11 protein-coding genes are annotated in these 12829 nt (G+C 53.3%); 10 read left to right on the forward strand and 1 reads right to left on the reverse strand.

Translation table 11 applies throughout. From position 1 onward, the window contains the following. Nucleotides 1-25 precede the first annotated feature (25 nt). The 6 genes from pgaA (at nt 26) to OGY83_RS20210 (ending at nt 6949) form a co-directional block, all read left to right on the forward strand. Nucleotides 26-2488, forward strand: a complete 2463-nt coding sequence (pgaA, locus tag OGY83_RS20185) for a poly-beta-1,6 N-acetyl-D-glucosamine export porin PgaA (RefSeq protein WP_286636784.1) — start codon at nt 26-28, stop codon at nt 2486-2488. A 9-nt stretch (nt 2489-2497) separates the two neighbouring features. Beyond that, the gene (pgaB, locus tag OGY83_RS20190; RefSeq protein ID WP_079938625.1) at nt 2498-4519 is read left to right on the forward strand and encodes a poly-beta-1,6-N-acetyl-D-glucosamine N-deacetylase PgaB; all 2022 of its coding nucleotides are present in this window, start codon (nt 2498-2500) and stop codon (nt 4517-4519) included. Continuing rightward, entirely contained in the window at nt 4516-5850 is a 1335-nt protein-coding gene (gene pgaC, locus OGY83_RS20195; protein ID WP_048236716.1) for a poly-beta-1,6-N-acetyl-D-glucosamine synthase, read from the forward strand. Before pgaB ends, pgaC begins: the two co-directional genes overlap by 4 nt. Next, nucleotides 5847-6353, forward strand: coding sequence for a poly-beta-1,6-N-acetyl-D-glucosamine biosynthesis protein PgaD (gene pgaD, locus OGY83_RS20200; RefSeq protein ID WP_003825542.1), 507 nt, complete (start codon nt 5847-5849; stop codon nt 6351-6353). Before pgaC ends, pgaD begins: the two co-directional genes overlap by 4 nt. A gap of 81 nt (nt 6354-6434) precedes the next feature. Continuing rightward, nucleotides 6435-6665, forward strand: coding sequence for a 4Fe-4S mono-cluster protein YjdI (gene yjdI / locus OGY83_RS20205; RefSeq protein ID WP_047413384.1), 231 nt, complete (start codon nt 6435-6437; stop codon nt 6663-6665). Between the two features lie 11 nt (nt 6666-6676). Continuing rightward, nucleotides 6677-6949 carry a GNAT family N-acetyltransferase gene (locus OGY83_RS20210; protein ID WP_016157396.1) on the forward strand — a complete coding sequence of 91 codons (273 nt, stop codon included), beginning with the start codon at nt 6677-6679 and terminating at the stop codon, nt 6947-6949. Nucleotides 6950-6991: 42 nt separating this feature from the next. Here the strand turns inward: OGY83_RS20210 and OGY83_RS20215 are convergent, their stop codons facing one another. Beyond that, entirely contained in the window at nt 6992-7921 is a 930-nt protein-coding gene (locus OGY83_RS20215; RefSeq protein WP_003825551.1) for a LysR substrate-binding domain-containing protein, read from the reverse strand. Nucleotides 7922-8311: 390 nt separating this feature from the next. Here OGY83_RS20215 and OGY83_RS20220 point away from each other — a divergent pair, with 390 nt between their 5' ends. From OGY83_RS20220 to OGY83_RS20235, 4 genes are read left to right on the forward strand one after another with little or no spacing between them, the layout of a single operon-like run. Then, nucleotides 8312-8917: an ankyrin repeat domain-containing protein gene (locus tag OGY83_RS20220; protein ID WP_003033877.1), complete on the forward strand. Its 606-nt coding sequence runs from the start codon at nt 8312-8314 to the stop codon at nt 8915-8917. Nucleotides 8918-8932: 15 nt separating this feature from the next. Beyond that, on the forward strand, nt 8933-9832 hold the full coding sequence (locus OGY83_RS20225; protein ID WP_502873136.1) for an oxamate carbamoyltransferase subunit AllH family protein: 900 nt from the start codon (nt 8933-8935) through the stop codon (nt 9830-9832). Further along, entirely contained in the window at nt 9810-11357 is a 1548-nt protein-coding gene (fdrA, locus tag OGY83_RS20230; RefSeq protein ID WP_286636786.1) for an acyl-CoA synthetase FdrA, read from the forward strand. The genes OGY83_RS20225 and fdrA overlap by 23 nt, the downstream gene beginning before the upstream one ends. Then, on the forward strand, nt 11357-12775 hold the full coding sequence (locus OGY83_RS20235) for a YlbE family protein (protein ID WP_008785728.1): 1419 nt from the start codon (nt 11357-11359) through the stop codon (nt 12773-12775). Before fdrA ends, OGY83_RS20235 begins: the two co-directional genes overlap by 1 nt. The last annotated feature ends 54 nt before the right edge of the window (nt 12776-12829 follow it).

Raw genomic sequence — 12829 nt, forward strand, 5'->3', positions numbered from 1 at the left:
TCTGATGTAAGATATAAGGGCAGATATGTTCAGTATGCGTCGACATGCCAACTTCATTAAACGTTTTAAGTCTGTAAGCTGTTTATTTACAGCAAGCATTCTTTTCCCTATGCAAATCTCTGCTGCGGTATCAGATTATGATGCTTTGGTTATTGAGGCGCGGGGGGGGAATAGTGCGCCGCTATTGCGCTACCTTGAGGATCAGGGAAAGAAAAGTGCGCTAACGCCAAATCAGGTTGCCGACTGGCTGCAAGTTTCTGGTTGGGTTGAGAACAACGATAAAACAACAATTGAAATCTGGCAGCGGTATCGTGGGCAGATGGATGTGCCTGCACGGGGCAAAGTCGCAGCAGCACGTGCGTATCGTAACCAGAAAAACTGGAATGATTCATTGGCAGTGTGGGAAAGCGTTTTACAGGAAGAACCTGATAACGTGGATGTACGCACCGGCTGGATAATGACGTTGGCGGATGCGCGCTACAATCAGCAAGCCCTTACTGAAGCGAATAAATGGGCGCAGGCCCATCCGGGCGCAGATTCCGACGCACTGCTTGCCTACGTATATCATTCTCAGGGGAAAAACTGGGATGCACTGTTGGTTGCCAGCCAGGCGGATGACGTCGATCCAGGCAACAAAAATGCAAAATCCACGCTGCTGTCTGCGCTGTCGGCGAACCGTGTTTCCGGACCCGCTTTAAATATGTCGGAGGTCGTTCCCACGTCTGATCCGGTGAAGCGCCGCCTTGAGCTTGATGCGGCGGCTGAAATGGTCCGATCCTCTTATACGTCCGCACGTAATGAAGAAGAACGTTTTATCGTAGCGGATAAAGCGCTGGCCCGTTATGACCAGCTGTTGGCGGCCTGGAAAGATGAGCCGTCTGCGCAGAATGATGTCCGCCGGGCGAGAATTGACCGTATGGGTGCCCTGTTGGTGCGTAAGCGTACTGCCGAAGTCATCGAGGAATATGAGTCCCTTTCTGCGAGCGGCGAAGTACCAAACTATGCAAAACGCTGGGTGGCATCAGCATGGTTAAGCGAACGTCAGCCGGAAAAAACCGAAGCGATGCTGGCGAGCATCTACTACCCGAATGGACCTATCCCGGTCACGCCGCTCAGTCCTGAGGATCAACAAGATCTGTTCTACGCGCACATTGATAATGAAAACTTCGATGCTGCGAAAAAACAAGTCGATGATCTGATCAAAGAGAGTCCGTATCTGCGGCGTATCTATGGCTCGCCAACGCCGCAGCCTAACGATAACTGGCTGCTCGGACAGTCGCTGCTGACGCAATATCATATCGCTGCTAATGAACTGCCGGAGGCGGAAAAGCTTGCAGAGCATCTGGCACGAACTGGCTCCGGTAACCAGGGACTGCGCATTTCCTATGCCTCTGTGCTTGAAGCGCGTGGATTGCCGCATGCGGCGGAGAAAGAGCTTAAGCTGGCGGAAGTAATTGAGCCAAGCAACCTGGAGCTGGAGCGCCAGCAGGCTTACGTTGCGCTGGATCTCCAGGAATGGAAGCAGGCCGATGAACTGACGGATGACGTTATTGCCCGTAGTCCGGATGATGAAGCGACGCTGCGCCTCGCGCGTATTCGCGATGTCCACAAAATGTCGGAAGTGCGCATTAGCGGTACGCAGGGGATCTCGTCCGATAGCCCGGTCAGCGGTAAGAATGACTTTAACATCAACACGGCTATTTACAGTCCGCCGATTAATGACAACTGGCGACTGTTTACCGGGTTCAACTTCGCTACCGGTGAATTTGAGGAAGGGAAGGGCATCAGCCGCGATCTGGCGGCGGGTGCAGAATGGACTTCCCGTGATTACTGGGCGGAAATGGAAGTGTCTGGCCGAAATTATGGCGATGGTCAGAAGATTGGTGGGCGTCTATCCGGCTGGCATGACTTCAATGACAACTGGCGCGTTGGTGGTTCGGCTGAGCGCCTCTCTCGCAACACCCCGTTGCGCGCGCTGCGTAGTGGTGTGTATGCCAACGGCGGCGATATGTTCGTTCGCTGGTATCAAAACGAACGACGTGAATATCAACTGTCGTTTGCCGCATCACATTTCTCGGACGGTAACGATCGCATCGAATACGGAGTCAGCGGAAAAGAGCGCATGTGGACCACGCCTCGCTTCACGCTGGACTTTACGCCGGGTATTGGCGGGAGCACCAACACCAAAGAAAATGTTCCGTATTACAACCCGAAGAGTGATTTTTCGGTTGTCCCTGGCCTGAGCGCAGAGCAGGTTCTTTACCGCCACTATGATACCGTCTGGACGCAGCAAGGTCTGGCAGGCGTAGGTGGCTACTGGCAGCAAGGTGAAGATGCAGGCGCTATCGTCCAGGTGGGATACGGGCAACGGCTTAAATGGAACAACGTCGTAGATGGCGGGGTGATGCTGATTTGGGATAAACGCCCCTATGACGGTAAACGTGAGCGGAATATCTCCCTCGCTTTCGATTTAAATGTCAGGTTTTAAGGATTGTTCATGCTGAAAAGATGCCTGTGGCTTAGCGCATTAATCGCTGGCTGGTTGATGATTACCGCGTGCAGCAGCGCGCACAATACAACGCCTCGCTATGTTCCTCCCGGGGAGAGAACACCGCTGACGGCGGATCATCAGTGGCCGAAAAATAGTTTCCTGGTGCTGGGTTATCACGATGTTGAAGATGGTGCTGCCGACCAGCGTTACCTCTCTGTACGTACCAGCGCGTTGAGCGACCAAATGGCCTGGCTGCGTGATAATGGCTATCAGCCGATCAGCGTGCAGCAAATTCTGGACGCCCATGACGGTAAAATTGTACTGCCGGAAAAAGCGGTATTACTCACCTTTGACGACGGGTATAGCAGTTTTTATACCCGCGTCTGGCCATTGCTGAAAGCCTACAACTGGCCTGCGCTCTGGGCGCCAGTAGGCAGTTGGGTCGATGCGCCAGCCAACAAAAAAGTCGATTTTGGCGGCTTAATGACCGCACGCGACAAATTCGCCACATGGAAGATGGTCGAAGAAATGGGCAAGTCGCCGTTGGTGGAAGTCGGTGCGCACACCTGGAACTCGCACTTTGGCGCTGAGGCCAACCCGCAGGGGAGTAAAGAGCCTGCTGTAGCGAACCGCCTGTATGATAAGAAAACCGGCACTTATGAAACGGACGAACAGTACACGCGACGTATAAACACGGATATCTCTCTGATCACTAACAAGATCAAAGCGGTGACCGGGAAATCGCCGCGCGCGTGGGTATGGCCTTACGGCGCAGCCAACGGCACGACGCTAAACCTGGCCAAAGAGCATGGCTATAAGATGGCCTTTACGCTTAATGAAGGGTTGGCGAATGCCGCGTTTCTGGATGATATTCCGCGCGTGCTGATCTCTGATAACCCATCCCTTAAGCGTTTTGCCAGTCAGGTCGCTCAGGTCCGTGAACCTCAGACGATGCGCGTGATGCATGTCGATCTGGATTATGTGTATGACAAAGACCCTGCTCAGCAGAAGCGAAACATCGATAAGCTGATCCAGCGTGTTTATGACATGCGCATTTCTCATGTTTTCCTGCAGGCGTACGCCGATCCGCAGGGCGACGGGAATATTCGCGAGGTCTATTTCCCCAACCGCTGGCTGCCGATGCGTGCCGATCTCTTTAACTATATCTCCTGGCAATTACAAACGCGGGCAGGGGTGACGGTGTATGCCTGGATGCCGGTTCTGGCTTTCGATCTCGACGCGTCGATTCCACGCGTAACCGCATGGGATCCGAAAACGGGACGTACTGCTATCAATCACGAGAACTATGTTCGTCTCTCTCCCTGGGACAGCGAAGCGCGTAAACGCATCACTGAAATCTATGAAGACCTGGCGAAGCACGCCAGCTTCAAAGGTATTTTGTTCCATGACGATGCTTTCCTGACGGACTTTGAAGATGCGTCGCCGGAGGCGTTAGCCGCCTACCGTGCCGCAGGGCTTCCAGGTAGTATCGAGCAGATACGTAATAATCCTCAGGCGTTTGAGCGCTGGACTCGCCTGAAAAGTAAGATGCTGATCGACTTCACCAAACAACTGACCCGGTCGGTGCGTAATATTCGCGGTCCACAAGTGCAAACTGCGCGCAATATTTACGCCATGCCGGTACTGGAGCCTGAAAGTGAAGCCTGGTTTGCACAAAACCTGAATGATTTCCTCAATACCTATGACTGGACGGCGCCGATGGCGATGCCATTCATGGAACAGATCCCGGCCAATGATGCCAACGCATGGCTTGACCGACTGGTGAATGCCGTTGCACAAACCCCTGGGGCGCTGGATAAAACCGTGTTTGAACTGCAGGCACGAGACTGGCGTAAATCCGGGGATCAGGCTGAAATCAGCGGAAAACAAATAGCCGAATGGATGCGCCAGCTGAAATTAAGCGGTGCAGGTAACTACGGCTATTATCCGGATGATTTCATCAGCGACAAACCTGAGATGTCAGAGATTCGCTCGACGTTCTCCTCATACTGGTATCCGCAAAAATGACCGATCGCATTATTGCTTTCCTGATACTTTGCCTGATGTTCAGCCTGCCGTTTGGCGTGGCGGTCATCTTTACAGGTGAAGTGATGTTGAACTTCGTCTTCTTCTGGCCTTTGTTCATGTCTGGCTTATGGATAAGCGGCGGGGTCTATTTCTGGTTTTACCGTGAACGTCACTGGAAATGGGGAGATGACACGCCACCACCGACATTGCAGGGGAATCCACTGGTTTCCATTCTGATCCCCTGTTTTAACGAAGGGATCAACGCGCGTGAAACCATTGAGGCCGCGCTGGCACAGCGATATAAGAATATCGAAGTGATTGCCATCAACGATGGTTCAACGGATGACACCCACGACGTGCTGGAACAACTGGCAGTGGAATACCCCAGCCTGCGGGTGATTCATCTGGCTGAAAACCAGGGTAAAGCGCTGGCGCTCAAGACCGGTGCAGCCGCGGCGCGCAGCGATTATCTGGTGTGTATTGATGGCGATGCGTTACTGGAGCGCGATGCCGTCGCTTATATGGTGGCTCCGCTGATCCAGTTCCCACGCGTTGGTGCAGTGACGGGGAACCCGCGTATTCGAACCCGCTCTACGTTAATCGGTCGTGTGCAGGTCGGTGAGTTCACTTCCATTATCGGCTTGATTAAGCGCACTCAGCGAGTCTATGGGCAGATCTTTAGTGTCTCAGGTGTGGTTGCGGCGTTTCGTCGTCGCGCGCTGGCCGAGGTCGGTTACTGGAGCCCGGACATGATCACCGAAGATATCGATATCAGTTGGAAGCTGCAATTGCGCCACTGGTCGGTATTCTTTGAGCCGCGCGCACTGTGCTGGATCTTAATGCCTGAAACGTTAAGAGGGCTGTGGAAGCAGCGTCTGCGCTGGGCCCAGGGTGGTGCGGAGGTGTTTATCGTTAACATGCGTCGCCTGTGGTCGTGGGAGTTCCGCCGCATGTGGCCGCTGTTTCTTGAGTTCTGTTTTTCTACCGCATGGGCATTTGCCTATGCGATCAGTATTGTGCTGTTCCTGTTAGGGCTGATGATCCCGATGCCGGACTCGCTGTATGTACAACATCTGTTCCCACCGGCCTTTACCGGGCTTATCCTCGGTGTGGTGTGCTTGCTGCAGTTTGCGGTGAGCCTGATGATTGAACGACGCTATGAAAAAAATATTGGCGCTTCGTTGTTCTGGATTATCTGGTTCCCGGTGGTGTACTGGATGCTAAGCCTGTTCACCACTCTGGTGTCATTCCCGAAAGTGATGCTCAAACGCAAACGCGGCAGAGCGCGTTGGGTGAGCCCTGACCGTGGTATTGGGAGGATCGAATCATGAACCAGCCACTGATCTTCACGGAGCGGCGTCTGCTGCCGCGCATCATCGATGTGTTGTTGACGGCCATCGCATGGGTTGGATTTATCTATTTGATCTATAAAGGGCTGATCACAGCCCTGGCGCATTCACCGTATATGGGTGTGCGGCCCTTTTTCACCACGCTGGATACGGTCACGTTTTATATCCTTGTTGCCCTGGTCAACGGCCTGGTGCTGATTGGCTGGGCGAAGTACAACCAGTTTCGTTTTCGGGTGGAACGCCGCAGTCGCAGACCCGGGCTTGAGGATCATGAGCTGGCAGAAAGTTTGCGTATTACCCGGGAGCTGGTTACGGAACTGAACAAGGCGAGGGTGTTGACGGTCCACCATCATGAGAATGGCGAAATCAGTCATATCGATGTGGACAGGGATATTGCCGATAACCGCCTCCCGCCGCCGACGCCTGCGATGCTGGAGTATTTGCCACCAGAGCCGCAGCCGTCGATACAGAAAAAGCCTGAATGATATTTCTGCTTTCAGCCGCTTCCTTCAGCCTCGCATAGGTCTATGATTAGACCCAGACAATAAAAAATGCGAGGCAATGTCGTGGATAAGGAACTACTGGATGCAGGTTACCGGGCCTATACCGGCGAGAAGATTGACGTCTACTTCAACACGGCGATATGTCAGCATTCGGGCAATTGCGTGCGGGGAAGCGCGAAGCTGTTTAACCTGAAACGTAAACCGTGGATCATCCCGGATGAGGTGGATGTTGCGACGGTCATCAAGGTCATCGATACCTGTCCGAGCGGTGCGCTGAAATATCGCCAGAAATAAGTGAGGGAAGCATGGAAATTCTTGCAGGCCATAACAAGTTTTATGTCAATGATGCTGAGGGCAACCAGGTTGCCGAGATTGTTTTCGTGCCGACGGGCGAGCATCTGAGCATCATTGAACATACCGATGTCGATCCCAGCCTGAAAGGTCAGGGTGTCGGCAAACTGCTGGTGGCGAAGGTGGTAGAGAAGATGCGCGCCGAAAACCGCAAAGTTATTCCGCTGTGCCCGTTTGCCAAACATGAATTTGATAAAACCCGCGAGTACGACGATATCCGCGCCTGATTATCTTATGTGCACCGGAAGGTAAAACAGCCATCCGGTGCATCACGCCCGATGCAGCAAATCCTGATAAATCCCCGTCAGTATCCCTTGTGGGCCAAACTCCTTTTTAATCCACTGAGTGACTCGACCGGTTGCCGAATGCTGGGTTGCCAACAGCATTCGTGAATCCTGACGCGGGTTGTGGATCTGTCGCGTCACCAGCAACGACTTTTCCATCGCCTCGCGCACCATATAGTCTGGCAGAAAACCGATGCCCTCCCCCAGGATCTGGCACTGGCACTTGGTATTAAAATCGGGAACCAGAATCGACTCCTGCCCGTGTAACAGCCAGCCGACCTTTTTGTTGATGGTGTGTGCGGTGTCTTCCACCATGATGTTCGGGTACAGACGCAGCTGGCTCTCAGAAATGGGTTCAGGCATAAACGCCAGCGGATGATCCGGGGCAATCGCAAACGACCAACGGATCGCGCCGATCTCGGTGTAATCAATTCCGCCGCCGTCCAGTAACGTATCGGGCGCGCCAATGGCAATATTGGCGAGGTTGTTGATGATCGAATCCCAGACGCCGTTATACACCTCGGTGGTGACGGTTATCTGGCAGGTTGGAAACTGTTTCTTGAGTACTTGTAGCAGCCGCGCCGTATGTTGAGGGGTATACAACAGCTGGTTAATGCAGATGCGTACCCGGGCTTCAATTCCCTGAGCGATGGTATCAATGCTGCGCTTGATGGCGTGGAAATCATTGAGCAGGTCGGTCGCCTTGCGAAACAGGTAGCGCCCGGACTCGGTCAGCTCAATGCTACGAGTACTGCGGGTAAACAGCACCACGTCGAGACCCATTTCCATGCGCTTAATGGTGTAACTAATTGCCGATGTGGTTAAGCCAAGCTCCTCCGCCGCCTTGCTGAAACTGCTATAGCGGGCAGCCATCGTAAATGCCAGTAGGTTTTCCTCGGTAAATATTGAATTCATCTTTCTCCCCTCCGGCGACAATGCGCATCTGCAACACGATGATTGTTGAATGTATTTGTAATCCTTATACAGAGCAATCAGTTTTGAACAGAATTTAACACTAGTTTTACATTTGATTTGAAGGCAATCACACTTCTGTATTTTAATTGCAGGCCGCTATCCGTGCAGCATACCGCCTGATTTCCCGGACTACTGATTAATGGCTAAAAGGGCCCCAGCTATAAGGGAAAGATTGCACTACAGCACGTTTTGTTCTCATTGTTAAAATTGATTCAATAATCGATGCGCTAACGATGAATGAAATTTAAGCGGATGTTATTCTCTGCACTCTGTTGCTATTCTCAGGTTATTGGATATTTAAAAAGTCTAAAAAACTGCAGGAGAGCGATTATGTCAGAGAAAGAACTCATTACTGAATTTCTGCTGGCGGCAGAACAAGGCAATGCCGATGGATTAAAATCCTGCCTGGCAAAAAATGTGGATATTAATGCCACTAACCGCCAGGGGCGTACTGCCATTATTATTGCCAGCCTGAATAAACATTATGACTGTGTTTCTTTATTGATTGCAGAGGGTGCCGATATTAATAAACAAGATCAAACTTGTTTTAACCCCTTCCTGATTAGCTGCCTGACGAATGATTTAACGCTGTTGCGTACGGTATTACCGGCTAACCCCGACCTCAATTGCCTGAGCCGTTTTGGCGGCGTCGGTATTACTCCAGCCAGCGAAAAAGGCCATGTCGAGATCGTGCGTGAGCTGCTGCTGCGTACCGATATCAATGTCAACCATACTAATTTTGTTGGCTGGACGCCGCTCCTGGAAGCCATTGTGCTGAATGACGGCGGTGCGAAGCAGCAGGAGATCGTTAAGCTGCTGCTCGACCATGGCGCAAACCCGCACATGACGGATAAATACGGTAAAACCCCGCTGGAACTGGCGCGTGAGAAAGGGTACCACGAAATTGCCGAGCTGCTGATTGCGGCCGGAGCCTGACACAGGAGCGCCATTATCGCTACGTCATCACGGCGATGCGTACGGGCGCTAACCGCAGACAGCGCGTTTCTCACTTTCCGGGGAACGGGACGGGTTGAACAGGTTTTTTCCCACGCGGTAAACCTGTTGATACCCGAACAGCAGCGGCTGCTGACGTTACTGAGTGAAGATTGTGATAACGCACCTAACAGCTGTCGGGTGGCGCTGACGCATTGTGAAGACCTGTTTCACCCCGGTGAGCTGGTCAGTTTTAGCGGGTCGGGAATAGTTGTTGGCAATGATAAATGGATAGAAACCGCCGGTTGTCTGCTGTGGCGAATACCACGGTGGACATCTGATGCAGCAAGCCTTGCCGCAGTCGGCTGGCAGCATTGGGAAGAGGTTATCCGCCAACAGCTAAGAAGCGACGACACATTATTTCTGTACCAGGGTGACAATCCGTTTTATCAGGAAATCACCCGTCAATTACTCAACCGCCGACAAACATTACTGACGGCGTTGCGTACAGGAGAAAATATCACTACGGCGGTCAGCCATTTAATTGGTCTGGGGATGGGGCTGACGCCCTCATCGGATGATTATTTAGTAGGCTTAAGCACTATTTTATTTATTCCTGGACATCCGTTGAGGAAATATCGAGACGATTTTTTAGCAGCATTGCAACGTGCTGGAAATAATACAACGCTACTCAGCAAAATAACGCTAGAAGAAGCATTTAATCAGCGTTATCGGGAAAACGTCGGACGGCTGCTGAACCAATTTATTACTGAGCAACAACCCGTTTCTACGCAATATATTACTGACATTAAAAATATCGGCTCAAGTTCTGGCTGCGACATGCTGTATGGCATGGCAGATGCCTGCGCCCTGAGCCACAGGTCCGGAGGGAATTATGTCAATCAGGATAGTTGTTAAAAAGAACACGTATTTTGATTCTGTCTCACTGATGTCTATCTCCACGCGCGCAAATAAGCTAGATGGCGTTGAGCAGGCGTTTGTGGCTATGGCGACAGAGATGAATAAGGGCGTGCTGAAGAATCTCGGCCTGCTGACGCCTGAGCTGGAAGAGGCGAAAAGTGGCGATCTGATGATTGTCATTAAAGGCGCCAGCGACGAAGCAAACGCGCAAACGCTGGTGGCTATCGATGAACTGTTTACGCATAAAGAGCAGGGTGGTCAGCACGAAGCGCGCTATGCCACGCTTGCCAGCGCGAAGAAGCATGTTCCTGACAGCAATCTGGCGGTGATCTCGGTTAACGGCCTGTTCGCGGCCCGTGAAGCGCGTCAGGCGCTGCAAAATAACCTCAATGTGATGCTGTTCTCTGACAACGTCTCTCTTGAGGACGAGCTGGCGCTTAAGCAGCTGGCGCATGAAAAAGGGCTGTTGATGATGGGGCCAGATTGCGGAACCGCCATCATTAACGGCGCGGCGCTGTGTTTTGGCAATGCGGTGCGTCGCGGCAACATCGGAATTATTGGTGCCTCCGGTACCGGTAGCCAGGAACTGAGCGTACGCATTCACGAGTTTGGCGGCGGGATTTCCCAGCTGATTGGCACAGGTGGACGCGATCTAAGCGAAAAGATTGGTGGTCTGATGATGCTTGACGCGATTGGCATGCTGGAGGCCGATCCGCAAACCGAGATCATCGCGCTTATCTCCAAACCCCCTGCGCCAGCGGTTGCGCGCAAGGTGCTGGAACGTGCGCGCGCCTGTCATAAGCCCGTGGTGGTGTGTTTCCTGGGCCGTGAAGCCGCGCCTGCGGATGAAAAAGGCCTGCAGTTTGCCCGCGGTACTAAAGAAGCGGCGCTGAAAGCGGTGCTGCTGACCGGCGTGAAAAAAGAGAACCTGGATCTGCATCCGCTCAACTGGCCGCTGATTGAAGAGGTTCGCGCCCGTCTGACCCCGCAACAAAAGTATATCCGTGGCTTGTTCTGCGGTGGCACGTTGTGCGATGAGGCGATGTTTGCTGCCATGGAAAAACATGCCGAAGTTTACAGCAACATTCATCCGGATCCGGCGTTCCGCCTGAAAGATCTCAACCGCAGCGTGGCGCATACCTTCCTCGATTTCGGTGATGACGATTTTACCAACGGCAAACCGCACCCGATGATCGATCCCACCAACCGCATTAGTCGTCTGTTGCAGGAAGCGCGCGATCCTGAAGTGGGCGTGATCGTGATGGACTTCGTCCTTGGATTTGGATCGCATGAAGATCCGGTTGGCGTAATGCTCGATGCGATCGTTGAAGCCAAAGCGATCGCCGCCGCAGACGGTCGTCCGCTTGAGATCCTCGGCTATGTGCTCGGAACCGATCTTGATACGCCGTCGCTGGAAAAACAGTGTCAGATGCTGACCGACGCCGGGGTTATCTGGGCGAGCAGTAGCACCAACACCGGATTGCTGGCGCGTGAATTTATCTGTAAAGGGGAGGAAGCCTGATGAGCCAGACACTGTTTAACCAGCCGCTGAATGTGATTAACGTCGGTATCGCAATGTTCAGCGATGACCTGAAAAAGCAGAACGTACCGGTGACCCAGCTCGACTGGACGCCGCCGGGCCAGGGCAACATGCAGGTGGTAGCGGCACTGGACGACATTGCTGATTCACCGCTGGCAGACAAAATCGCGGCCGCTAACCAGCAGGCGCTGGAACGCATTATCCAGTCACATCCGGTGCTGATTGGCTATGACCAGGCGATCAACGTCGTGCCGGGTATGACCCGTAACACCATCCTGCACGCCGGACCGCCAATCCGCTGGGAAAAAATGTGTGGCGCAATGAAGGGGGCGGTAACCGGGGCGCTGGTATTTGAAGGGCTGGCGAAAGATCTGGATGAAGCCGCCGAACTGGCCGCTTCGGGTGAAATCATCTTCTCTCCGTGCCACGAGCATGACTGTGTCGGCTCGATGGCGGGCGTGACGTCCGCATCGATGTTTATGCACATCGTCGAGAACAAAACCTATGGCAACCGCGCATATACCAATATGAGCGAGCAGATGGCGAAGATCCTGCGTATGGGCGCGAACGATCAGAGCGTTATCGATCGTCTGAACTGGATGCGCGATGTGCTGGGACCGATGCTGCGCGACGCCATGAAACTGGCGGGTGAAATCGATCTGCGCCTGATGCTGGCGCAGGCGCTGCACATGGGCGATGAGTGCCATAACCGCAACAACGCCGGGACGGCGCTGCTGATTCAGGCGCTGACGCCGTGGATTATTCAGACCGGCTATCCGGTTGAGCAGCAGCGTGAGGTGTTCGAGTTCGTCCTCAGTAGTGATTACTTCTCCGGACCGACCTGGATGGCGATGTGTAAAGCCGCCATGGACGCTGCGCACGGCATTGAATACAGCACCGTGGTGACGACGATGGCGCGTAACGGCGTTGAGTTCGGTCTGCGTATTAGCGGCTTACCGGGCCAGTGGTTTACCGGTCCGGCGCAGCAGGTGATTGGGCCGATGTTTGCGGGCTACAAACCGGAAGATTCCGGACGTGATATCGGCGACAGCGCGATTACCGAAACCTACGGCATTGGCGGTTTCGCTATGGCGACGGCGCCGGCCATCGTGGCACTGGTGGGCGGTACGGTCGAAGAGGCCGTTGATTTCTCTCGCCAGATGCGAGAAATCACTCTCGGCGAAAACCCCAACGTCACCATTCCACTGCTTGGTTTTATGGGCGTACCAACTGCTATCGATATTACGCGCGTAGGCAGCACTGGCATTCTGCCGGTGATCAACACCGCCATTGCGCATAAAGATGCGGGGATCGGCATGATCGGCGCCGGAATCGTTCACCCGCCGTTCGCCTGTTTTGAAAAGGCGATCCTCAACTGGCGCGACCGCTACTGCCAATAACAATAACCGGGGCTAACGCGGTTAGCCCCACAGTAGCGAAGCGAAAAACGTTGC

The sequence above is a fragment of the Citrobacter sp. Cpo090 genome, assembly GCF_030332665.1.
In the GTDB taxonomy this organism is placed as follows: Bacteria; Pseudomonadota; Gammaproteobacteria; order Enterobacterales; family Enterobacteriaceae; genus Citrobacter; species Citrobacter portucalensis.